Origin of the sequence: Desulfovibrio ferrophilus (genome assembly GCF_003966735.1) — a bacterium.
Taxonomy (GTDB): domain Bacteria; phylum Desulfobacterota; class Desulfovibrionia; order Desulfovibrionales; family Desulfovibrionaceae; genus Desulfovibrio_Q; species Desulfovibrio_Q ferrophilus.
Genome location: NZ_AP017378.1, coordinates 1,094,471 through 1,116,265, shown reverse-complemented (window position 1 = coordinate 1,116,265; position 21,795 = coordinate 1,094,471). Strand labels below are relative to the sequence as shown.

Sequence of the window (21,795 nt, the reverse complement as noted above, 5' to 3'; positions counted from 1 at the left end):
TCCAAGAATAGCATAATATGAAAGGGAAAAGACAGATTGAAATGGAGGGTGCAAAAAAAAGAGAGGAAATAAAAAAGCGGCACCGTAGGCACCGCTTCAAAGGACAGGATTCAAAACGACCGGACTATTGTTGAATGCGATAGTGGCAGCCATTGCTTTCGGTATTGCGCAATGCAGCCAGAGTCACAATATAGGCTGCGTAGGCTCCATGGAAAAGGTCGATGATGTCTTTCGACATGGGGGTAGACTTGTAGAAGTCCTGCAAGTGCCTATACAGACTACGCATATCATCAAAGGCCCGGTGCAGTCTGGCGTCGGTCCGGGTGATGCCCACATAATTCCACATGGTGTGGCGCAGGGTTGCCCAGTCTTGTGCGATCAGCGCCGGGTCTTCGTTCTTGACGTCACCCGGGTTTACCCAGTCAGGGATGGAATCAGCCAAGCGTCGGGACAGGGTGGTCTTCTTGCTGTAGCGGCCAGCGATATCCTTGCCTGCCGAGATTCCCCACAGAAGTCCCTCCAGCAGGGAGGTGCTGGCGAGACGATTGGCTCCGTGCACTCCGGTGCAGGAGCATTCGCCACCTGCATACAGACGCGACAGAGTAGTACGGCCACGCACATCGGTCAGAATGCCGCCGCAGAAGTAGTGTGCCGCTGGCACCACAGGGATGGACTCCTTGGTCATGTCCACACCGATCTCGAGGCACTTGGCATTGATGGTCGGGAAGCTGTTTTCCAGGTCTCGTGAGACGTGGTTCACAGCGTCCAGATACACGCAGTCGTCGCCCAAACTAAGCATTTCTTCCTGAATGGCGCGGGTTACGATATCACGTGGAGCCAGGTCGGCTCGGGAATCATAGCGCTGCATGAAGGCTTCGCCCTTGGAGTTGATGAGCTTGGCTCCCGCTCCGCGAACGGCTTCAGAAACCAGGAATTTGCGGTGCGCGCGGTGAAAGAGTGAAGTGGGGTGAAACTGGACGTATTCGGCGTTGATGGTTTTGGCCTTGGCTCGTGCGGCCATGACCATGCCCGAACCGATACTGGACGAAGTGTTGGTTGTGTGCAGATAGATCTGGCCGATGCCGCCGGTGGCCAGCAGAGTATAATCGGCAAGGATGGTCTCCACCTGTCCCAGTTCTTGGTTGAAAATGTAGGCTCCGCAGCACTGATTGGTCAGTTGGTACTTGAATTCCAGACTGTTGGCGTGGTGGTGGCTGGTCAGGAGGTCTACAGCGGTTCGACGTGTAAGCAGGTTGATTCCGGGGTGTTCCTGGACGGCGGCCATGAGTTTGTCCATGATGGCCCGGCCGGAGTAATCGGCGCAGTGCAGGATGCGCCCCTTGCCATGACCGCCCTCACGGATCAGATCGTAGCTTCCGTCCTCGCTGAGGGCGAACTTCACTCCCAGTCGCTCCAGAAGCATTTCTTCAACGGCCTGAGGCCCTTTTCTGGCTAGGTAGCGTACGGCCCGTGGGTTGTTGAGCTTCCAGCCCGCAGTCAAGATGTCTTTTTCCAGATCGCGTGGGTCTTCGTCTTCAGCCTTGTAGACAATACCTCCTTGAGCCAGGGTCGTATTGCCGCCATCGGGTTTGTCGTCTGCAGTAATGAGTGTAACTTCCAGGCCCGCGTCGGCAAGGGTCAGGGCAGCGGTACTTCCCGCAATACCCGTGCCGATGATCAAAACCTGAGTTTTCAAGCGATAGCTGTTCATGTGGGTCCCTTGGTTCAACTGCAGATATCCAGCATGCGTTCGATAGCCACCGTTGCCTTGTGGGCAACGTCTCCAGGCACGGTCACGGCGTCGATACCATCAAGGTCTTGTAACGTCGCTGCCAGGACTTCTTCGGTCGTCTTGGCCATGTTCAGACAGCGGCTGGGATACAGAGGCCGAACAAGTTTTTCGTTGCGATACTGTTTGGCCAGACGCTCCACGAGATTGATCTCGGTGCCGATGTAGATGGCTGCACCAGGGGGCGCTTCTTCCACATACTTGATGATGAAGGAGGTAGAACCGTCGGCATCAGCCTTGGCAACCACGTCGGGATGGCACTCGGGATGAACCACCACCAGGGCATCGGGGTCTCTGTGTCGGATTTCATCAATCTGTTCAGCCTTGAAGCGCTTGTGAATGACGCACAGTCCCGGCCAGAGAAGCATTTCTTTATCAGCCAGATCTTCTGGATTTAGATTCTTGGCCATGCCGGAAACATCCAACCGTGCCCATTTTGATTCAGGGATGCCAAGGCGATTTGCCGTGTTCATCCCGAGATTGGCATCCGGCAGGAACAACACGCCATCACCTTGCTCGCGTGCCCATTTGAGCATGGTCTCGGCATTGGCAGAAGTGCAGACCGAGCCGCCGTAGTTCGCCACAACGGATTTGATGGCGGCTTCGGTATTGACGTAAGCCAGAGGGGTGACCCGGCGTCCATCAGCGGTGAGTTTACGCATCACGGCGTCCAGCAGGGCCCAAGGGGCCATGTCCGACATGACACACCCGGCCTCGGGTGCGGGCAGAATGACCTTTTGCTGATCCGAGGCCAGCATGGCTGCTGTCTCGGCCATGAAGCTGACCCCGCAAAAGACGATGTATTCGGATTTCAAGCCGGGAACCTTGCGAGCCAGTTCCAGGGAATCACCACGGAGATCACAATGTTGGATGACGTGATCATTTTGGTAGTGATGGCCCATGATGGTCAGCCTGCTACCCAATTCAGCCTTGATATTGGTAATGATCTTGGAGTGACTTTCGCTCATTTGTTTGTCCTATGCGATGCGAATCCGCATGCTGTAGTCCGCCGCAGGTGCGGAATGAGTCAGTCGGCCCACGGAAACGAAATCCGGTCCGGCCTGGGCGATTGCTGTAATGGTCTCAAGGTTCACGCCTCCGCTGACTTCGGTTTCAATGCCTTCTGGAATCAGGGACAGGACCTTTTGCAGTTTGCTGATGGGCATGTTGTCGAGCATGATCCGCGTGACGGATAAGGAAGCCGCCTCTTGGACTTCATCCGGTGTCCGGCACTCCACTTCGATGGGAGGGCAGGGTGAATAGGCGGCCCGGAGGGCCTGCACCGCAGGAGTAATTCCTCCGGCACGGTCGATATGGTTGTCCTTGAGCATAAGCATCTGCTCCAAGTCCATCCTATGATTTTTGCCTCCGCCCAGCAAGACGGCGTATTTTTCGGCATGACGTAAACCGGGCAGAGTCTTTCGGGTGTCCAGCAAACGTGTGCTGGTTTCACCCATGCGCTCAACATACGTCTTTGTCAGGTTGGCGACTCCAGACAAGTGGCAGATATAATTAAGGATAACTCTTTCAGCCTTCAAAATGACCCGGGCCGGGGCCTTGATCGTGGCGACGATGGTTCCGGGTTCAACCAAAGAGCCTTCATCTGCCAGCAGGGTGGTTCCCTGCCCGCAATGCTCCTGAACCATGTCTAAAATCATAAAAGTCAAAGGCAATCCTGCCACCAGGGTTTGTTCCTTGGCAACTATTTCGGCCTCTGCCATGACTTCTGGAGAAAACAGGGCGTCACTGGTAAGATCCTGTCCATCCTCGTCAAGGGCAAGGCGTAAGGCTTGTTGGAGATACTCAAAAGCTTTACCTTGAAAGAAGCTTGAAAAATTCATCTGGGTCATGGTTGGCGGGCCTTGATGTTCGTAACAGCGGAACTCTTGAAACTGTTTGCTCCGCTAGGTTTTGTGGACCGGGGGTACGGCAAAGCCATTGTGCCGTCAAGCCACGGTAGGTTTTGACCTTCCAAAGCATTTGGTATACCTCAGGAGCGCCATGTCGAAGAACGAAACTATCGCTCATAACGAGCAGGAAATCCAGCGGACAGAAGCCCATCTGGCTGAGTTGGAATACGCTCACCCAGCCGACGGTGCAGACGTCATCGAAGACCTGCCCCTGGCCGACCAGGTAGAGGTCGTCAGAGGTCTTGATCTTGAGGATGCCGCCGAATTTCTCTCAGAGATGGAGAAGCACGATCGCGCCAGACTGATGCGCTCTCTTGCTCCTGACCTCGCTGCCGATATCCTTGAGCAGATGTCTCCCGATGATGCTGCAGACGTGCTGGACGATCTGGATGATGCCCACAAGCAGCAACTGCTCAATCGCGTGGAAAGTGAGGAAGCCGCCGAGATCGAAACGCTGATGACGTTTGATCCGGATACGGCTGGCGGTGTCATGAACACCGAAATCACGGTGGTGGATCAAAATCTCACCGCTGATCAGGCCATCACGCTCATTCGCCGGGCAGCTGAAGAATCCGAAATTCCCTACTACGCCTATATTGTGGACAGTGTTGAAACGCTGGTGGGTGTGGTCTCCCTGCGCAACCTCATGTTGGCCCGGCCACGCAAGCCCCTGCGTGAGATGCTGGAGAACCAGCAACTGGTGACGACCCTTTACGACACCGACAAAGAGGACGTCGCACACCTGCTGCGCCACTACAACTTCCTTGCTGTGCCTGTTGTCGACTATGAAGGCCGTCTGATGGGCGTGGTTACCCATGATGATGTTATGGATATCATTCATGAGGAGGCCAGTGAGGATATGCTGGGTATGGTGGGTGCCGGTCAGGATGAGACCGTTGATACCCCCTGGCTGCGTTCAGTTGCGCTCCGTTTACCCTGGCTGATCGTCAACATCGCCAACTCCATCGTGGCGGCACTGGTGGTCTATCGGTTCGAGGGAACCATCGCTCAAATTACCATTCTGGCCGTTTTGATGCCAATGGTCGCCAACCTGGCGGGCAATGCAGGGCACCAGTCCCTGGCAATGATGATTCGCCAGTTGGCCATGGAAGGCTGGGACCCAAAACGAGCCTGGTACGCCGTGTGGCGCGAATCCAAGATTGGTGTCGTCAATGGTTTGGTCATGGGCTTGTTGATCTTTATTGGTGTGTTCCTGCTGACCCATCAACCATTGCTGGCTGGTGTCATGGCAGTGGCCCTGGCCCTTGATTTGATTGTGGGTAATGCATCGGGAGCCATGTTCCCCATCATCCTGAAGATGTTGGGACGTGATCCTGCTCAGGCGTCATCCATCTTCGTGACCACGGTCACGGACACCATGGGCTTCTTCCTGTTTTTGGGACTAGCCAATATGTTCCTGCTCTAGGTTATCCCCAAGCCGCCAGCTTCTTTGTTGCTACAAAAAAGCTTAATGTCCGGAATATCAGCAGAAAATCAAAATGACCGCTTTCCTTTGGAAAGCGGTCATTTTGTTGAAAGACACGAAAGAAAAAGGCGTCTCCCGTGGGAAACGCCTTACTAGCTTCTGTGTTGGTCCAGAGTTATTACAGACCGAGCTGAGCCAGCAAATCGTCTACATCATCCTGTGAGGTTCCCTTTTGGGGGCCTTTGAGCTTGGAGCCCTTGATCTTGTCCTTGGACAACTTCTTAACGGTCTTTGTGGCCAACTTTTCAATCTCTTTCTCGTCGCGTCCAGGTTCCTGATCACGAGCACGGACCTTTAGTCCCGTGCTCATGTAGACATTGAACACGATCTCTTCGATCTTCTTCAGGGCGGTGATGATCTTTTTGATGCGCTGACCGGTCAGATCCTGGAAAGAGAGTGCCGTGATGATCTCCATCAGGTCCTGCTGGTTCTTCTGATTCAGCTCAATGAGTTCGTTGACATTGTCCTTGCTTGCACCACCGGTGCGAAAGGTCTGAAGCAGCGTGCCCGCATTGATAACGCGTTCCTGGTGGTCTTCCACAATGTCCATGATTTTGACTGTGGCGGACTCGGTGGACTCAAGGATGGCATCCAGTTCATCGGAGGCCTGATTGATGAGCTCGTTGGTGTCTTCGGGGGTGAGGCCTTTGGCAGCATCCTTCTTGGCCTTTTTGATCTCGCCGTAGATCTGCTCCAGCCCTTCGCGCATATCATCATTGACCTTGCGGAAGAATTCACCGTCTTTCAGGGCGTTGGACAGGGATTTGGACAGGGCGCTGGAAATCTCGGCCTGCACCGTTTCGAGCAGTATTGAATCCAGGCCTTCGACCACCTTGGTCGTGATGTCCTGGACCATTTGCTCGAGTTTCGGATTGTCGGACGAAGTCATGAATTCTCCCCCTCAGGATATTTCGTAGGTCGTAGGCGAGGCTAATCGGACCATTTTGTTTCGCGGATGCGCATGCGTTGTTCCTGGAAGACATAGCTCACGATGGCTTCCAGATCGGGTTCGCGGATGCGTGTGAATGTCACGGGATGTCCTTCTGCGCTGTCGTCCTGCGCCAGAACTCCCACTGCCGATGCGATGCGCAGCGGAAACTGGTTCAGCACAAGGGCAAATTCAAGGGCATCACCCGGTGTAAAGGAGCTGCCCTCGATCAGCCGCAGCCCATCACCACCGATTTCGATCACTTCCAAATCAGAGGTGAATTCATCCTCAAGGCGCTTCTGGTTGAGCAGGCTGATCACCGTGTCCAACTTCGCATCAACTTTCAGCAGAAAGTCGTTCACGGCCTGGGACAAGCCCCCTGCCGTAAGGTCAGGCTGCTCAGCACCATCCTGCAGGGCAGGGTTGTCATACGCCATGGGCAGTGAATCCTTGGAGGCCGCTGGGCGCACATAAGCCCGTAATCTGGTTGGCACTCGTGAGAAATCCTGCTTTGGCATCATCATCTCCCGTTTCTAATCGCCGTTTTCCAGCTCAACGTTCATGGCATTGACCGGACAGACCCGAGTGCACATGCCGCAGGCCGTGCATTTTTCGGAGTCGAATTCAACCTTTCGGGATTCAGGGTTCACGGACAGAGCCTGGCTTGCGCACAGTGACGTGCACAGTCCACAGTCAATGCAGGTTTCTTCGTCGCGTGAAATTTTTTGGGCAACGTTTTCGGTCTTGATTCCCTGGTCTTTCAGGTACTCAATGCCTTTTTTATAATTGTCACTCGTCCCGGTCAGCTCAAGAGTCATTCGGCCTTCGCCTCGCGGCAGGATATGCGCCGACAGAATATTGAAGGTCAAATCAAAGAGCCTGGTCAGGTTGCACATGATAGGGCGCCCTGAACGTTCCGGTGGAAACTTCAGATAAACGACCTTGCGCTGAGTCTTGCTGGTAATGGCCATGAGAATCTCCGACTTTCCGGGATGCACCCGGAGCCCGTAGTTAGTTCATTTTTTTCAGGATAGCTTCGGCGCGTTTGCCTTCGGCAGCCTTTGGGAACTTCTTGGCAACATCGGCCAACAGGAGTTTCCCGGCCTTTACGCGCCCCAGACGCATGAAGGAAATACCTTGTTTCAGAAGGGCTGTGGGATACTTGGGGCTCTTCTGATACTTGTCGATAACGACCTGGTACTTGAGTACCGCACGAGCGTAATCCTTCATTTGATAATAGCATTCACCCTGCCAGAAGAGGGCGTTCGGAACAAGCTTGTGGCTTTCAAAAGTGGATGCGAACTCGTCCCACAGGGCGATGCCCTGACGATAATCTCGGGCTTCGAAGGCTGCACGGGCACTTTTGTAGAGGGTCGATGCGGCGTCAGCATTGACTGCAACAGCGGGCTGTGCAGCGGGTGCCGGGGTTGCGGCAGGCGCAACAGCAGCAGCTTCAGTGCTGGCAGCCGGATCAGCTGCGGGGAGAGGCGTATCAGTTGCAGGTGTCTCTACGTTTGCTGCGTCAGTTGCGGCTGTAGCCTCACTGGTGACGGCATCGGCGGCTTCTGTTGTATCTGGAGTAGGCAAGGCCGGGACCGGTGTCCGCTCGGCACGAATGGCCATCAGATCTACATCGGTTCCCAGCTGGGAATTCAGGCGTTGCCATCCGATTTTCAGGTCCTTGACGTCTTCGGCCACAACTTCGATGGCTTCGCTGTCTGCCTTCAGGGTCTGAATTTCACGATTCAGGGCGTCCAACTCATTTCGAGCATCCGCCAGTTCCTGACGCATGCTCTGGACCTGTGACCAGGTATCGGCCTTTTGCGGGTCGACGCTCGTCAACTGTTCAACTTTACCTTCAATCCCGTCGAGACGCAGTTTCTGCTCGTAGACGCGATTGTCCAGTGTCCGGACATCGTCAGCCTTGACGCAGGCGGTCAGGGCCATGCAGGCCATGATAACAATCAGGATGCGTTTCATTCGGATATCCTTCCTCGTTTGCGTCCCCAAACCAGATAAGCAAAACCACCGATAAAGGGGACGAAGACGGCTACGACCAGCCAGATCATCTTTTCCTGGATAGTAGGAAATTCTCGCCAATACGCATGGTAAATAGCCCAAAAAGATATGGATAAGCAAACCAGAGTCAGAGCCAGGATGCCCATGAACCAGTGGGGCAGATTGGCGAGCATCTCCATTAGGAGTCCTCCCTTTCGTGACGGGTGCCGGTTCGCCGGGTACGCCGTTCGGTGATGTAGAACGAGATCAACAGGATGGTGACGCCACAACTAATACCGATGTCGGCAACATTGAAGGCTGGCCAGTGCCATCCATCGTAATGGAAATCGAGGAAGTCCACGACATATCCGATGCGAATGCGATCGATCAGGTTGCCCACGGCACCGCCCAGGAGCAGGCCCAGCCCAGTGGAGGCAAGGGGCTCTCTGCCGTAGCCGATCTTGAGCAGATAGAGGATGACCCCACAAGCCAGCAGCGACGTGCAAATGAAGAACGGTCGCTGCCAATCAATGGATTGATCCCCCAGAAATCCAAAGGCTGCGCCCTTGTTGAGCACGAAAACCAGATCAAAGAATCCTGGGATGACCGGCATGGCCTCGAAGCGCAGTCCAGAGGACTCCACCCAGAGCTTGGTCACCAGATCCAGCCCTAATACTATGGAAGCCAGGATCATGGGATACGTGTATTTCGACCGCATAAGTGTCTTGCCCTCCAGGGCCTAAGCCTCGGTGCTGTCGGCGTTCATCACGCCCGTGCAACGGGGGCAGAGGGTTGCGTGCCCGGCATCGGTGCCCAGGTTCTCATTGAACTTCCAGCAACGCTCGCACTTCTCGCCGGGAGCCACGGCCACGGCGATCTTCAGGCCATCGATTTCATCGCTGACAAAGGCATCTTCAGGGGCATCCGCCAGTGGAGCCAGAATGGCCTTGGACACGATGCAGACCTCTTCCAGATCCACGCCCGGTGCCTTGAGATCGGCCAGCAGATCTTCTCGGCCATAGACTGTAACCTGAGTATTCAGGCTGTGACCAACGATTCCGGCCTTGCGCACGGGCTCGATGGCACGGCTGATTTCGTCTCGTACGCTGGACACGGTCTCCCACTGGTGGCGGGCTGCTTCGTCCAGCAGGTAATCGCGGTCCATGGCAAAACGCATGGCCAGCACGGTCTTCACGTCCGGGCGCACAGAGTCAGGCAGGTGCTGGAACGTTTCCTCGGCAGTGAAGGTCATTACCGGGGCGATGTCGGAAATGAAGGTCATCAGGATTTGCCACAGGGCTGTCTGAGCCGAGCGGCGTTCCAAAGAGTTGCCAGCCGAAACATACAGACGGTCTTTGACGATATCCAGATAGAACGCGGACAACTCGGTGACACACATGTTGTGCAGGGCATGATAGGCCCGATGGAATTCGAATTCCTCATAGCCGCGCTGAACGCGGTTGTGGATGTCGTAGACCAGGGTCATGGCATAGCGATCCAGGGGCAACATGTCGGCAGGGGAGACGGCATGCTTGGCCGGATCGAAATCGCCCAGGTTGCCCAACAGGTAGCGCAGGGTGTTGCGGATACGTCGGTAAGCGTCCACCAGACGTGAGAGAATGTCATCGGAGATGCGTACGTCGTCCTGATAGTTCACCGAGGAGACCCACATGCGCAGGATATCCGCGCCATGCTTGGCGATGATTTCCTGTGGGGCTACAACGTTGCCGATGGATTTGGACATCTTCTTGCCCTCGCCATCAACGACGTAGCCGTGGGTCAGGACGGACTTGTACGGGGCGCAGTCGCGAGTGCCCACACTCGCCAGCAGCGAGGAGTGGAACCAACCGCGGTGCTGGTCGGAACCCTCAAGGTACATGTCCGTGGGGAAGCGCAGCTCTGGGCGCTTCTCGGCCACAGCAGCAAAGCTGGTGCCCGAGTCGAACCACACGTCCAGGATGTCGTCTTCCTTTTCCCAGTGATTGCCGCCGCAGTGCGGACAGGTCAGCCCCTCGGGCACAACCTCTTCCATGGTAGCCTCGAACCAGTAATCGCAGCCGCGCTCGTGGGTTTCGAATTTGTCCACGATGCCCATGACCCAATCCTTCTCGAACCATGCTTCATCGCAGTCCTTGCAGAGCAGGGCCACGATGGGCACCCCCCAGTTGCGCTGGCGAGAGATGCACCAGTCAGGGCGGGATTCGATCATGTTGAAAATGCGCTCACGGCCCCAACTGGGAATCCAGCGGACGTCGTTGCTGATGGCCTTGAGTGCCTTCTTGCGCAGGTCGTTGCGCTCCATGGAAATGAACCACTGTGTGGTGGCGCGATAGATAACGGGTTCCTTGCAGCGCCAGCAATGGGGATAGGAGTGAGAAATATTCTCCTGAGCCAGCAGACGCCCCAACTCCTTGACCTTGGCAATGACATGCGGATTGGACTCATCCACGCGCATTCCGGCAAAGAATTCGACGCTGGGCAGGAATCGGCCCTGGTCATCCAGCGGCGACAGCACCTCGATATCGTACTTCAGCGCGACATCGTAGTCCTCGCGACCATGACCGGGGGCGGTGTGGACGCAACCGGTACCCGACTCCAGCGTGACGTGATTGCCCAGAATAAGGGTGGACTCACGGTCGTAGAAGGGATGGGTGGCCTTGAGGCCTTCAAATTTATCACCGCTAACCGTTGCCAGCACGGTGTAGTCGGCCCAGCCGAATTTCTTGGCGCAGTCTTCCAGCAGTCCCTCGGCCAGCAGATGCTGTTCACCGCCAACCTCGACAAGCACGTAGTCGAAATCGGGATGCAGGGATACGGCCATGTTGGATGGCAAGGTCCAAGGGGTGGTGGTCCAGATGACGACGTAGGCCTTGGCTGGATCAGCCTGCGGAATGATGTCCTTCAACTTGGGGTCATTCAAGGGAAAGCGCACGTAGATGGAAGGCGAGCTGTGATCGGCGTATTCCACCTCGGCCTCGGCCAGGGCGGTTTCACAATCATAGCACCAGTAGATGGGCTTTTTGGAGCGCACTACCGAGCCTTTGCCCATGAAGTTGCCCAGTTCGCGGGCCGTGGCGGCCTCATAGACCGGCTTCATGGTCAGATAGGGGTCATCCCAGGTTCCGAGCACTCCCAGGCGCTTGAACTCGCCGCGCTGGATATCAACCCATTTCTCGGCATAGCTGCGACAGATCTTGCGAATGGTCAGAGCGGGCAAATCGGTTTTGCCTTTCTCGCGCAGTTCGGAAGAAACCTTATGTTCGATGGGCAGGCCGTGGCAGTCCCAACCCGGAACATATTCGGCCTTCTTGCCACTCATGTTGCGGGACTTGACGATGATATCCTTGAGGACCTTGTTCAGGGTCGTGCCGAGGTGGATGTGCCCGTTGGCATAAGGCGGGCCGTCATGCAGCACATACCGCTCCTGACCTTCATTAGCAGCAACCATCACTGAATAGGCGTCGATTTCCTCCCAAAACTTGAGCATTTCTGGCTCACGCTGGACGAGGTTCGCCTTCATGGGAAAAGAAGTGCCGGGAAGGTGCAGGGTTTTCTTATAGTCGCTCATTGGATTTTCAAGTCCTTATACTAATGGGTGGCGGTTTCGAAACGGGAAGTCAGACTATTCAAATGAGGTGCAAAGTCAAGAAAAGAGCGGGGTGACAGGGCAGGAGTTTGGCAAAAATCGGCACGAAGAACGATCAACCAGTGGTTGAGTGCGGTGGTTTGAAGAAAAACCGGAGGGTTGAATCAGCTGTTCTGTAGCTCAGAGTGAGTGCATCAGACCGTAATAAGCATGGGGAAACACGGAGTTGTCAGGTCACGCTGGGCTAACGACAGGAGACGTTTGGCTGAGAGACTGGCAATTTGGGTGTGATCCGGTGCTATGCGCTCAAGAGATAATGGTGCTCGCATCATTGAGGGCCCTGAATCGACCATGAGTGTCGGCGACTTTATGCTTTTGACTGACGAAGTGATTGCTCGGGAAGTACGCGGACGCGAGAGGTTCCCAATAGGCTTGAGTTCCCTGCTCTGCTTGTATCGGCGGGAGTAAGTGGTGGGGACAGCTTTCATGCGGATTGTGCTTTGCCCGGCGGGCCTCACAAGTCTTGCTTGGGAGGTCGAAGTAGATGTCACGGAAGTGACACTGGAGACCTGTTTGGCCGTTACTGGGCCGGGGGCGGCTGCAGGAGTCGTGAAACCAGTCAGTAGGACCAGGCACAAAGGCAGAAGCAACAGAGTGTAACGCATCGAATCCTCTCGACAATCGTTAGAGTTTGTCATGCAGAATGTGAATAATCTTGTCCCTCAGAGGGTTTCGAAGATAGTTGCAACGGATGGGCCATGTTGATTTTTGTCTGAAATAACGAGGGTAAATTTGATTCGAAATGAGCAGGTTTAGCGTCGCGACAAGGTCTTGACTCTTTCGAGAGGAAAAATCGGGAGCAAAAACCATCATGAAAGAGTCTAGACAAACGAAGTTGAGATCGGACTAAGGGGCAACTACCCGAGGTTGAGAAGCTTTTGGAGATGGGCTGAATGCCAGCCTCATATTCAGGCTGACCAAAGGGATGACAGTGAAGAAGGAATGAGGTAATTTCGCCCTCGCTTGATGGTCGTTCTCCAGGGACGATAATAGGGAACCCGGTGTGAATCCGGGGCGGCCCCGCCGCTGTGATTCCGGCCTTTGCTCCCGCAGAGGAAGTTTTCCGCTCACAAGACCCACTGTTTAGTTGTGTGCAATGCGCAGTCTGAACGGGAAGGGGAGCCGGAAACCGGAAGAGCCAGAAGACCTGCCATGAAGACCTGTACTCGCCGCCCGGGCAACGAGGGCATTTGTCTGGCGGGTCCGACGTGACAAGTATGCGTCCGGTACAGCCCCGGTTTTCGGTATTTCGCCGGGATCCGGTTTTTCGTCACATCATTTTCAGGCCGCCCACCTGTTCGAACGCTGGAGGGTTTGTCCTATGCGTTTCGTTCATGGCCGCCGCACACCACGCACTCTGTGTTTGGTGCTGCTGCTTCTGTTGTTCTCTTCTGTCGCCTATGCCGGTCACGGCGAGGCATCAGCCGCTAAAAAGGGCATCCTGCTCGTAGCCTTCGGGACTTCCGAGCCTGCCGCGCAGGTTTCCTTTACGCACCTGGGCGAAGAAGTCGGCAAACGCCTTCCCGGAACTCCGGTGCGCTGGGCATACACGTCCAATATCATCAGAAGAAAATTGGCAAAACAGGGCCAAGTGTACGATTCCGTGCCCATCGCCCTGTCCAAGATGATCGACGAAGGCTTTACGCACATCGCCGTGCAATCCCTGCACACCATTCCGGGTGAAGAATTTCATGAGAAGCTGCTACGAGTCGTCAAAGGATTCCGATCCATGGCTCAGATCAGCGTTGGCGCACCACTCATGGCAACGCCCCAAGACATGGAAGCAGTGGTCAAAGCCATCAAGGCCACCATTCCTGCTGATCGCAAAGCCAGCGAAGCCGTCGTGCTCATGGGCCACGGCACTCACCATCCCGGCAACATCTACTACCCCGGGTTGCAGTGGTACCTGTCCAAGGCCGCCCCGTTGGTGTATGTGGGCACGGTGGAAGGCACGCCCAGCCTGGACGACGTCCTGGCAGGGTTGAAGGCTAACAAGGTCAAGAAAGTCTGGCTGATGCCTTTCATGTCCGTGGCTGGTGACCATGCCCGCAACGACATGGCTGGCCCCGAGGACGATTCCTGGATTTCGATCCTGACGGCCAAGGGATACAAGACGGAGGCCGTGCTCAAGGGGACCGCCGAATATGACGTCTATTCCACCATCTGGATCGACCATTTGCAGAGCGCCTTTGAGCGCCTGAATTAGAACAAGAGGACAGGGGACATGAGGAGTCACGCCATGACGGAATCGGGACGCAAGACCCGGCTGACAGCCCTTGGAGGGTTGTTGGCTCTGGGGTCGATCCTGTCCGTATTTGCGGGCTGTCTGTTTGGTCCCCTGTCCATTCCTGCTGATCAGGTTGCAGAGCATTTGGGAACGCTGTTTGGATTCAATGCAGGGCAAAGCCTCGATGCGGCCATGGGGCTGGTGGTGAATGATATTCGCCTGCCTCGGGCCTGCCTGGCCTGGCTGGTCGGGGCGTCTTTGGCTGCTGCAGGAGCCGTATTCCAGGGGATTTTACAAAATCCTCTTGCCGATCCCTTCACCATTGGCGTGTCCACCGGTGCAGCATTTGGCGCCTCATTGGCCATCTTTCTGGGCGTGGCATCGCTTCCGATCTGGCTGGGCATGGGGGTATTGCCCCTGGCTGCCATGGTGGGAGCAGTCTTGGCCTTGGCAGCGGTCATTTCTCTGGGCCGTGTGGCTGGTCGCCTGCGCCGTGAAACCGTGGTTCTGGCCGGTATCGTGGTCGCAACATTCCTCTCCGCATTGATTTCCTTACTGAAATCTCTGGATGAGGAATCCGTGGCAGGTATTGTATTCTGGGTGATGGGCAGTTTTCAGGGCCGAAGCTGGGAGCATGTGGCCTTTGCCTGGCCTTATATGCTGTTCGGTGGCCTGGCGGCTGTACTTTGGGCTCGTGAGATAGATCTACTGTCTATGGGAGACTCCCAAGCCCGGTTGTTGGGGCTTGATGCTGATCGGTCACGCCTTAAATTGCTTTTGGCTGCCAGCCTGATGACAGGGGCGGCTGTTTCCGTGTCCGGTGTCATCGGCTTTGTGGGGCTGGTGGTGCCGCACCTTGTACGTCTGGTGATCGGTGCCGAGCATCGACCCCTTGTGTGTATTTCAGCTCTGGCCGGTGGCGTTGTGCTGATCTGGTCTGACGTGGCCGCCCGAACCATCCTTTCGGGCGGGCAGGAATTGCCCGTGGGAGTCATTACGGCGCTTCTGGGTGGGCCGTTCTTCTGTTTGCTGCTGCGTCGCAAAGGCGGAAAATCTTTATGATCCGCGCGACCACACTGGGCTGTGCCCATGGAGGGCGGCAAGTATTACAAGATGTAAACTTGAGTCTGCGACCTGGCGAGATTGCCGGGTTGCTGGGGCCCAACGGCAGTGGCAAGACGACTCTGATTTCAACCTTGGCAGGGATTCTGCCCCCCGTAGCGGGCAGGGTGGAGCATGGGGCGGACCTGTGCGATGTGCATGCCATGACTTCCCGTGAGCGTGCCCAGCGTATTGCCTGCGTGCCACAAAGGGCCGAGACGACATTTGCCTTGCGCTGCTCTTCGGTGGTGCTTATGGGGCGTTGGGCCTATCAGACCGGGTGGTGGGGCGGAAACGATTCCAAGGATCGGGGTGTCGCCCGGGCCTGCATGCGGCAGGCTGGGGTTGAAGCCTTGTGGGATCGGCCTGTTGATCAGATATCCGGTGGAGAGCTGCAACGGGTGCTTTTTGCCAGGGCCTTGGCCCAGGAGGCTGGAACGCTCCTGCTGGATGAACCTACGGCGAGCATGGATCTGGCTGGAACCGTGGTCCTGTTTGATCTGGTGCGTGAATTGACTCTAGAGGGTGCCTCTGCCCTGATTGCCGTTCATGACATCAATCTTGCCGCTCTGTATTGTGATCATTTGTATTTTTTGAAAGACGGACGTGTAGCTGCACATGGCTGCACTCAGGATGTATTCAATGAAGAGACTCTCAGCCACATATTCGGAACCAGAGTCATGGTGGGACCGCACCCCGGAACAGGAGTTCCTCAGGCTCATTTTGTGCCTGGCAGTACCACTTGTGCTGTTGCTCGGGACGCCGGCATTCGCTGATCCTGTAGAGATCGTGGATGGACAGGGAAGCGTCATCCGTTTGGAGGCTCCTGCCCGGCGCGTGATATGTCTGTACGGGGCCTTCAGTGAGTTGTTCGTGTCCATGGGGCAGAACGATCGCCTTGTGGCCCGAACCAAAGCCGATGCGTCGATACCGACACTGGCTCATCTCCCCTCCGTGGGGACGCACATGCGCCCGAGTCTGGAGTTGATTGTAGGGCTTCGCCCGGACGTGGTGATTCAACTCGCAGGACGCAAGGAAGCCGTGCAAACGGTGGATGCCTTGCGCAAGCACGGCCTGAATGTGGCAGTGTTTAATCCAACGACCTTTGGGGAATTGTTTGAGGCCATCAAGGCCATGGGAACGTTGGTCGGAGCGCCGGGTTCAGCACAGTTACTCATAGATAATATGACGTTGCGCTTGTCAGCTCTGGCTAACTGTTTGGAAAAATTGAAGGACAGACCACGAATTTTTTTCGAGGTGCGTTCGCCCAGCCTGTTGGCTGCGGGGAGAGGGGGCATCGTCAATGATATTATTGAACGGGCAGGAGGCGATAACGCTGTCGTGTCAGAACGCAAGATCGTACGCCTTGGTGAAGAAGGGCTGATTGGTCTGGACCCGGATGTCTATGTCGTTCAGGAAGGGGCCATGAATCGCAACCCGTTGCCACTGATCAAGCGTCCTTTATACTCACAGTTGAGAGCCGTGAAGCAGAATCGGACACTACTTGTGGACGAAAGCCTGTTTTCCAGACCCGGCCCACGCGCCGTGGATGCTGTTGAGCATCTCGCAGGTTTTCTGCATCCAGAGATAATGTGTAACCAGAAGGACCCTCAATGAATTACGGAATCCTTTATGGAGTGGGCACTGGTCCGGGTGATCCGGATTTGTTGACCCTGAAGGCTGTGAAGGTCCTGTCCAGTGTTGACAGGGTTTATGCAGCCCGCTCCAGCAAGAATACTCACTCTGTTTCCCATGGTATCGTGCGCCCCCATCTGCGCGAGGGGGTGGATGTCCAGTCACTGCCATTTCCCATGACCCGTGACAAGAATATCCTGGGTGAAGCCTGGACAGCCAATGCTCAGCGGGTTCTGGATGATCTGCGCCAAGGATTGAACGTGGCGTTTCTGACTTTGGGAGATCCCATGACGTACAGCACGTTCGGGTATCTGTGGCGAACGTTGCACGAGCTGGATGCACAGGCCCCTGTGGAAGTTGTGCCGGGGATCACTTCTTACAATGCCGCTGCGGCCGCGTCAGGAACCATCCTGGTGGAGGCCGAGGAAACTCTGGCTGTGGTGTCTGGAGCCAATGGCGGGGGAAATCTGCGCAAGGCCGCTGAAATGGCCGACAGTGTCGTGGTGCTCAAGGCCTACAAGCATTTTGACGATATCCAGCAAAGTCTGGAGGATATCGGGATGCTTAAATCATCAGTGCTTGTGTCCAACTGCGGGCAGCAGGGTGAACGGATAGCAGAGGACTGTTCAACCAATGGCGATGGTCCTCAATACTTTTCTTTGATCCTGGCCAAAAAGCCCAAAAACATCAGCTCATAAACATCTTTTCATGGATGATGTTGCAGTCCGGCGCAGTCGGTTGAACAAAAAGAGTTTTGGCTGATGTGCAAAGCACAGGGCCCGCATGGATTTCCATACGGGCCCTGCATTTACACCGGATCCCCCCCGGTCAGATTCGTATTAATCAAGCTTTTCGAAATATTCTTTTTCAGCGCCACACTTGGGGCAGACCCAATCTTCCGGAACTTTCTCCCAGGGAGTACCAGGCTCGACGCCATTTTCGATGTCGCCTTCCTCGGGATCGTAGACGTAGCCACAAGGGCATTCCCATTTGTCCATTCTATCCTCCACTCTTGTGTAGTGTTTCTGTGAATGGGAATATAATAGCTTGCCATGGAAAAAACGCAAGCTTCTGTGTGAATTGGGTTTGCCAGGCTTTTCAGTACTGAGAATTCAGAAACGCTTAATATGTAACATCTTGGTATCATTTGTTATGCGATTGTACATTTGTACAACCGCTCAAGTAAATGAGGTCGTAGATGGTCCCGAAAGGTCTAATTGCCAAAGGGACCGGAGGATACCTTGGGTGAGGAGGGGGCTGTCTGGTCTGATACATAGGCTTTGGCCCAGAGGGCGACGCTCCCGGAGTCACGGGTGACCTCCACTTTGGAAAACCCGGAAATACGCAATGCCTTGCCAAGCGAGGATGCCGTAAATCCGGTTTTATGCAGCATGAACAGGTTGCCGCGTTCCAAAGCCTTGGAATGACCATAAAGAATATCCATGGGAGTCACGGGGCCAAGGGGAGAGGTGTAAATGGCCTGATCAGGTTTGTCCTGTGCAATCAGCGCCGCAGCGGCCTGCAGATCGGGAACAGCGATCAGCGCCATGCCCTTTGGTTTCAGCACACGTTGGAATTCACCAAGGGCCTTGGTGACCTCGTGTGGAAGAAGATGCTCAAGATTATGGGATGAATAGAGGGCGTCCATGGATGCAGTGGCAACGATGCGCATATCCGTAATGGAGGCAATGAGATCGGGCCGTGCCATGGGATTGATGTCCAGCCGTACCTCGTTCCACTCAGACGAAGTAAACATGGAATGTAATCGTCCTGGTTTTTTGACGCCGCATCCGACGTGCAGTACGTACTTGCTAGGACCATTACTCATCTTGCTTATCCTGCCGAGTTAATAAGGTTTATCTCTAAGAGCGAAATCTTTGAGACCAGCGCCGCACTTCGGGCATTTGAAGTCGGCATCGACAGTGTTGAAGTCCGTCCCCTTGGGAAGGTTCATCTCAGGGTAGCCGCGTTCAGGTTTGAAGGTCCAGCCGCAATGCAGGCAGGAATACCAATCAAGTTCTTGTATTTGATCTTCAGTCATTGAAAGCTCGCAAATTGCGTGATTGTTTCCGGATCGTTATCAACACAGGCGGTGTACCACTTGGGTTGCTGCCGCGCAATGCAACTAGCGCTGCCCGTTGTCTCTGTCAATCCATCTCATCCTCCAAATACGGGCTCCAGGTGAGCTTTACGGCATGTAAGAGGCCGTGTATTTGATTTTTTATCAAGGAGCCACCCCCATGTCCAAGCCATCCTATCCACGAATGCACACCGCGGAACATATTTTGAACCAGACCATGGTTCGTGTTTTGGAGAGTGATCGTTGCTTCAGTGCTCATATCAATTCCAAGAAATCAAAATGCGATTACCATTTTGATCGAACCATGACCGATGAAGAGGCCGTTGAAGTTGAAATGCGAGTCAACGATGTCCTAGCCTCAGGCCTAGCTGTTATAGAAGAGATGATGCCCGTGAATCAAGCCGCGGAGTTGTTTAATTTGTCTCGCTTGCCGGATCCTGATGTGGATGTTGTGAGGATCGTACATGTGGGTGAGTACGATGCCTGTCCGTGCATCGGGGAGCATGTCTCCAATACTGCCGAAATTGGAGCGTTTCGCCTGGTCTCGCATTCCTGGGAAGAGGGTGTATTGCGATTGCGCTTCAAGCTTTCGGCTCCTGTTTGATTCGATAATTAATCTTTACTCATGATTGGCAGAATGTCCTGTTTTGGCGTAAGATTGGTTTTGAATTGGATATTATCACCCTGTGGAGAAGGTGAATGAATCGCATTGTTGCGACCGCGATAGTGGCAGCACTATGTTCTCTGAGTACAGCTGCCCTTGCCAACGATGGAATCAGAATCCTGTCTGGCACCTTTGAGAACGGTGTTGTGGGATTGCTGGTGCTATCGATTGTGGCTCTGATCATTCAACTCGTGATTCTTCGGTTTCGTGGATCGCTCTTGCGGCAGGCACTTAAAGAGCGCGATGAAGCCATGGATGCAATGCGTCTGAGCAAAAGGAAATATCAGGGGCTGTTTGAAATGGCACCTGTGGCGATCTTTCGTAGTTCGCTGGACGGTTCCAGATATCTGGCAGTGAATCAGGCAGGAGCCAATATGTACGGATATGAATCTGTACAGGATTTCGTCGACAACGTCAGCCCTGTGGATATCTATGCAGATTCTGAGTCCCGCCAACGGATGGTGGAAGAGCTTAAGGCCACTGGATTCATCCATAATATGGAAATACGGCTGATTCGTGTCGATGGCTCGTTTCGCGACGTGTTAATGACTGCCCGATTGTATTCTGATGAAGAATTCATCGAAGGCTGCGTTGTCGATGTGACTGACTACCGGGTCATCCAGAAGAATTTGGCAGATAAAGGCCGATTCTTACAAGCCTTGTTGGACGCCATGGCCAACCCGCTTTTCTACAAGACAACGGATGGGAAGTATCAGTTGGTCAATGAATCCTTCCTGCGCATGCTCGATACCACTTCCGAGGCCATTCTTGGCAAGACCGTGTACGATGTTTCTCCCCCGGACAAAGCTGCGATCTATCATGAAATGGATGAGGCCCTGTTCCAGGCTCAAGGACAGGCCCAGCAGCGCTATGAGTCTGTCGTTGTTGGTGCCTCAGGCCATCGTGACGTGGTTTTCAGCAAGCAGACAGTGCTGGATGACCACGGGCGGGTTGAAGGCCTTATGGGTGTCATTACCGACATTACCCGGATCAAACGTCAGGAGCGACAGATCGACGCGCAGAGGGCTCAACTCAAGACCCTGTTCGAGTCGGCTTCGGAACTCATCTTTTTCAAGGATACAGACGGTGTTTATCTTGGCTGCAACGAAAAATACGCCGGGAGCACGGGGCTACACCCTGACGATGTCATCGGCAAAACAGATTTTGAAATTTATCCCAAGGGGTTCGCTGAACAGATTGTTGCCAAAGATAAAATCGTACTGGAGACTCTGGCCCCTCTGAGCTACGAAACAAAGAGTTTTTTCAGCAAGGACCCAATCCTGGTTGAAATGGTCAAAGCCCCCATGATCAGTGCTAAGGGAGAAGTTCTCGGCGTGCTGGGGGTGGGACGGGACATCACTGAACGCAAGAAGCTCGAGCTGGCCTTGCAGAGCGCTGAAGAGCGCTATCGTACCATCTTCGAAAATGCGACAGAAGGTATCTTTACTGCTACGCCCCATGGTCGATATCTCAATGCCAATGCCGCCATGGGCAGATTGTTTGGGTTTGACTCGGCAGAAGCCCTCATGCGTGAGGTCAACGATATAGGCATGGAGTTGTATGAAAACCCTCAGGACAGAATTGTTTTGATGGACCGGGTACGTACGGAGAAGTCCGTGGCTGGTTTCCAAGCGAGCTGCTTGCGCCGAGACGGTTCGAAGTTTTGGATTGAACTTCATGTCCGTGGTGTTTTTTCTGGGGATAACACCTTGCATTTTATCGAAGGTGTCGCCACGGATGCCAGTGAGCGCAAGGCCTCTGAACATGAACTGCGCCGCAAGGCTGCTACGGATTCATTGACCGGACTGCCCAATCGCGAACAGCTTCGTCAAACCTGTCGCCATATGCTGGCTCAGGCCAAACGCTCTGGTGAGCAGGTGGGTATTCTCTTCATTGATCTGGATGGTTTCAAGGAGATCAATGACACTTACGGCCATTTGGCGGGGGATGATCTCCTTGTCCAGGTGTCTGATCGCCTGCGTTGGCGGCTGCGGCAATCCGATGTTGCGGCCAGACTCGGAGGCGATGAATTCGCGGTGTTGCTCTGGAATGTCCGAGGGATCAAGACCGTAAGCACGCTGGGACAGACCTTTGTGGAGACTCTCACAGGGGATTATCAATGCGCAGGGCAGGCGTGCCGAATTTCTGCCAGTATTGGTGCCAGTGTCTATCCTGACCATGGAACTTCCGTCGACGATCTTCTTGAAAAGGCTGACCAAGCGATGTATTCGGTCAAGAAGGCTGGGAAAAACAGTTTTCGCCTTGCTGATAGCTCCATGGAAACCGATCTCTCTGGAGAGGAACATCTCTCCAAGGAAGCTGACTAGATGA

General features: G+C 54.7%; 21 protein-coding genes and 1 riboswitch. Of the genes, 8 read left to right on the top strand and 13 right to left on the bottom strand.

Annotated features, from left to right (window positions below; all coding sequences use genetic code 11):
- Positions 1 to 124 precede the first annotated feature (124 nt).
- The 3 genes from nadB to nadC are packed head-to-tail and all read right to left on the bottom strand — an operon-like array spanning position 125 to position 3,639.
- Entirely contained in the window at positions 125 to 1,711 is a 1,587-nt protein-coding gene (gene nadB / locus EL361_RS05175) for an L-aspartate oxidase (RefSeq protein ID WP_126377288.1), read from the bottom strand.
- Positions 1,712 to 1,725: 14 nt separating this feature from the next.
- Positions 1,726 to 2,757 (bottom strand): quinolinate synthase NadA, encoded by a 1,032-nt coding sequence (gene nadA / locus EL361_RS05170; protein WP_126377286.1) that lies wholly within the window; start codon positions 2,755 to 2,757, stop codon positions 1,726 to 1,728.
- A gap of 9 nt (positions 2,758 to 2,766) precedes the next feature.
- The gene (gene nadC / locus EL361_RS05165; RefSeq protein ID WP_126377284.1) at positions 2,767 to 3,639 is read right to left on the bottom strand and encodes a carboxylating nicotinate-nucleotide diphosphorylase; all 873 of its coding nucleotides are present in this window, start codon (positions 3,637 to 3,639) and stop codon (positions 2,767 to 2,769) included.
- A 151-nt stretch (positions 3,640 to 3,790) separates the two neighbouring features.
- Here nadC and mgtE point away from each other — a divergent pair, with 151 nt between their 5' ends.
- Positions 3,791 to 5,125, top strand: coding sequence for a magnesium transporter (gene mgtE, locus EL361_RS05160; RefSeq protein ID WP_126377282.1), 1,335 nt, complete (start codon positions 3,791 to 3,793; stop codon positions 5,123 to 5,125).
- Between the two features lie 178 nt (positions 5,126 to 5,303).
- Here mgtE and EL361_RS05155 read toward each other — a convergent pair whose 3' ends face one another.
- From EL361_RS05155 to ileS, 7 genes are read right to left on the bottom strand one after another with little or no spacing between them, the layout of a single operon-like run.
- Positions 5,304 to 6,074, bottom strand: coding sequence for a protein phosphatase CheZ (locus EL361_RS05155; protein WP_126377280.1), 771 nt, complete (start codon positions 6,072 to 6,074; stop codon positions 5,304 to 5,306).
- 41 nt (positions 6,075 to 6,115) lie between these two features.
- Complete coding sequence (locus EL361_RS05150) at positions 6,116 to 6,607, bottom strand: PilZ domain-containing protein (protein WP_126377278.1); 492 nt, start codon at positions 6,605 to 6,607, stop codon at positions 6,116 to 6,118.
- Between the two features lie 39 nt (positions 6,608 to 6,646).
- Positions 6,647 to 7,084 (bottom strand): NIL domain-containing protein, encoded by a 438-nt coding sequence (locus EL361_RS05145; protein ID WP_126377276.1) that lies wholly within the window; start codon positions 7,082 to 7,084, stop codon positions 6,647 to 6,649.
- A gap of 40 nt (positions 7,085 to 7,124) precedes the next feature.
- Positions 7,125 to 8,093 (bottom strand): tol-pal system protein YbgF, encoded by a 969-nt coding sequence (ybgF, locus tag EL361_RS05140; RefSeq protein WP_126377274.1) that lies wholly within the window; start codon positions 8,091 to 8,093, stop codon positions 7,125 to 7,127.
- Positions 8,090 to 8,311, bottom strand: a complete 222-nt coding sequence (locus EL361_RS05135; protein ID WP_126377272.1) for a PLDc N-terminal domain-containing protein — start codon at positions 8,309 to 8,311, stop codon at positions 8,090 to 8,092. The genes ybgF and EL361_RS05135 overlap by 4 nt, the downstream gene beginning before the upstream one ends.
- On the bottom strand, positions 8,311 to 8,829 hold the full coding sequence (lspA, locus tag EL361_RS05130) for a signal peptidase II (RefSeq protein WP_126377270.1): 519 nt from the start codon (positions 8,827 to 8,829) through the stop codon (positions 8,311 to 8,313). Before lspA ends, EL361_RS05135 begins: the two co-directional genes overlap by 1 nt.
- Before the next feature lie 21 nt (positions 8,830 to 8,850).
- Complete coding sequence (ileS, locus tag EL361_RS05125) at positions 8,851 to 11,679, bottom strand: isoleucine--tRNA ligase (protein WP_126377268.1); 2,829 nt, start codon at positions 11,677 to 11,679, stop codon at positions 8,851 to 8,853.
- 1,028 nt (positions 11,680 to 12,707) lie between these two features.
- A riboswitch (cobalamin riboswitch) is annotated at positions 12,708 to 12,926 on the top strand.
- A gap of 152 nt (positions 12,927 to 13,078) precedes the next feature.
- Here ileS and EL361_RS05120 point away from each other — a divergent pair.
- Genes EL361_RS05120 through cobI form a run of 5 tightly spaced genes read left to right on the top strand, consistent with a single transcriptional unit; the run spans position 13,079 to position 17,418 of the window.
- Complete coding sequence (locus EL361_RS05120) at positions 13,079 to 13,963, top strand: sirohydrochlorin cobaltochelatase (protein ID WP_126377266.1); 885 nt, start codon at positions 13,079 to 13,081, stop codon at positions 13,961 to 13,963.
- A gap of 33 nt (positions 13,964 to 13,996) precedes the next feature.
- Positions 13,997 to 15,046, top strand: a complete 1,050-nt coding sequence (locus tag EL361_RS05115) for a FecCD family ABC transporter permease (RefSeq protein ID WP_126377264.1) — start codon at positions 13,997 to 13,999, stop codon at positions 15,044 to 15,046.
- Between the two features lie 59 nt (positions 15,047 to 15,105).
- Positions 15,106 to 15,861: an ABC transporter ATP-binding protein gene (locus EL361_RS17220; RefSeq protein ID WP_232034878.1), complete on the top strand. Its 756-nt coding sequence runs from the start codon at positions 15,106 to 15,108 to the stop codon at positions 15,859 to 15,861.
- A complete protein-coding gene (locus EL361_RS05105) occupies positions 15,830 to 16,702 on the top strand; it encodes an ABC transporter substrate-binding protein (RefSeq protein WP_232034914.1) in 873 nt (290 codons plus the stop codon). The genes EL361_RS17220 and EL361_RS05105 overlap by 32 nt, the downstream gene beginning before the upstream one ends.
- Complete coding sequence (gene cobI, locus EL361_RS05100; protein ID WP_126377258.1) at positions 16,699 to 17,418, top strand: precorrin-2 C(20)-methyltransferase; 720 nt, start codon at positions 16,699 to 16,701, stop codon at positions 17,416 to 17,418. The genes EL361_RS05105 and cobI overlap by 4 nt, the downstream gene beginning before the upstream one ends.
- Positions 17,419 to 17,559: 141 nt before the next feature.
- Here the strand turns inward: cobI and EL361_RS05095 are convergent, their stop codons facing one another.
- The 3 genes from EL361_RS05095 to EL361_RS05085 form a co-directional block, all read right to left on the bottom strand.
- Positions 17,560 to 17,718, bottom strand: a complete 159-nt coding sequence (locus tag EL361_RS05095) for a rubredoxin (protein ID WP_126377256.1) — start codon at positions 17,716 to 17,718, stop codon at positions 17,560 to 17,562.
- Between the two features lie 215 nt (positions 17,719 to 17,933).
- Positions 17,934 to 18,548 carry a class I SAM-dependent methyltransferase gene (locus EL361_RS05090; RefSeq protein WP_126377255.1) on the bottom strand — a complete coding sequence of 205 codons (615 nt, stop codon included), beginning with the start codon at positions 18,546 to 18,548 and terminating at the stop codon, positions 17,934 to 17,936.
- An 18-nt stretch (positions 18,549 to 18,566) separates the two neighbouring features.
- Positions 18,567 to 18,761: a rubredoxin gene (locus EL361_RS05085; RefSeq protein ID WP_126377253.1), complete on the bottom strand. Its 195-nt coding sequence runs from the start codon at positions 18,759 to 18,761 to the stop codon at positions 18,567 to 18,569.
- Between the two features lie 199 nt (positions 18,762 to 18,960).
- On the opposite strand from EL361_RS05085, the gene EL361_RS05080 reads away from it, so the two are divergent.
- A complete protein-coding gene (locus EL361_RS05080; protein ID WP_126377250.1) occupies positions 18,961 to 19,404 on the top strand; it encodes an alanyl-tRNA editing protein in 444 nt (147 codons plus the stop codon).
- A gap of 95 nt (positions 19,405 to 19,499) precedes the next feature.
- Entirely contained in the window at positions 19,500 to 21,791 is a 2,292-nt protein-coding gene (locus EL361_RS05075; protein WP_126377248.1) for a sensor domain-containing diguanylate cyclase, read from the top strand.
- The last annotated feature ends 4 nt before the right edge of the window (positions 21,792 to 21,795 follow it).

What these genes read in the sequence shown, in the direction of transcription:
- EL361_RS05155 (WP_126377280.1), bottom strand. Translation starts at nt 6,074, where the DNA reads ATGACTTCGTCCGACAATCCGAAACTCGAGCAAATGGTCCAGGACATC.
- EL361_RS05115 (WP_126377264.1), top strand. Translation starts at nt 13,997, where the DNA reads ATGACGGAATCGGGACGCAAGACCCGGCTGACAGCCCTTGGAGGGTTG.
- EL361_RS05135 (WP_126377272.1), bottom strand. Translation starts at nt 8,311, where the DNA reads ATGGAGATGCTCGCCAATCTGCCCCACTGGTTCATGGGCATCCTGGCT.
- EL361_RS05095 (WP_126377256.1), bottom strand. Translation starts at nt 17,718, where the DNA reads ATGGACAAATGGGAATGCCCTTGTGGCTACGTCTACGATCCCGAGGAA.
- nadA (WP_126377286.1), bottom strand. Translation starts at nt 2,757, where the DNA reads ATGAGCGAAAGTCACTCCAAGATCATTACCAATATCAAGGCTGAATTG.
- EL361_RS05085 (WP_126377253.1), bottom strand. Translation starts at nt 18,761, where the DNA reads ATGACTGAAGATCAAATACAAGAACTTGATTGGTATTCCTGCCTGCAT.
- nadB (WP_126377288.1), bottom strand. Translation starts at nt 1,711, where the DNA reads ATGAACAGCTATCGCTTGAAAACTCAGGTTTTGATCATCGGCACGGGT.
- mgtE (WP_126377282.1), top strand. Translation starts at nt 3,791, where the DNA reads ATGTCGAAGAACGAAACTATCGCTCATAACGAGCAGGAAATCCAGCGG.
- EL361_RS05075 (WP_126377248.1), top strand. Translation starts at nt 19,500, where the DNA reads ATGAATCGCATTGTTGCGACCGCGATAGTGGCAGCACTATGTTCTCTG.
- nadC (WP_126377284.1), bottom strand. Translation starts at nt 3,639, where the DNA reads ATGACCCAGATGAATTTTTCAAGCTTCTTTCAAGGTAAAGCTTTTGAG.
- EL361_RS05090 (WP_126377255.1), bottom strand. Translation starts at nt 18,548, where the DNA reads ATGAGTAATGGTCCTAGCAAGTACGTACTGCACGTCGGATGCGGCGTC.
- EL361_RS05145 (WP_126377276.1), bottom strand. Translation starts at nt 7,084, where the DNA reads ATGGCCATTACCAGCAAGACTCAGCGCAAGGTCGTTTATCTGAAGTTT.
- ileS (WP_126377268.1), bottom strand. Translation starts at nt 11,679, where the DNA reads ATGAGCGACTATAAGAAAACCCTGCACCTTCCCGGCACTTCTTTTCCC.
- EL361_RS05120 (WP_126377266.1), top strand. Translation starts at nt 13,079, where the DNA reads ATGCGTTTCGTTCATGGCCGCCGCACACCACGCACTCTGTGTTTGGTG.
- cobI (WP_126377258.1), top strand. Translation starts at nt 16,699, where the DNA reads ATGAATTACGGAATCCTTTATGGAGTGGGCACTGGTCCGGGTGATCCG.
- lspA (WP_126377270.1), bottom strand. Translation starts at nt 8,829, where the DNA reads ATGCGGTCGAAATACACGTATCCCATGATCCTGGCTTCCATAGTATTA.
- EL361_RS05080 (WP_126377250.1), top strand. Translation starts at nt 18,961, where the DNA reads ATGTCCAAGCCATCCTATCCACGAATGCACACCGCGGAACATATTTTG.
- ybgF (WP_126377274.1), bottom strand. Translation starts at nt 8,093, where the DNA reads ATGAAACGCATCCTGATTGTTATCATGGCCTGCATGGCCCTGACCGCC.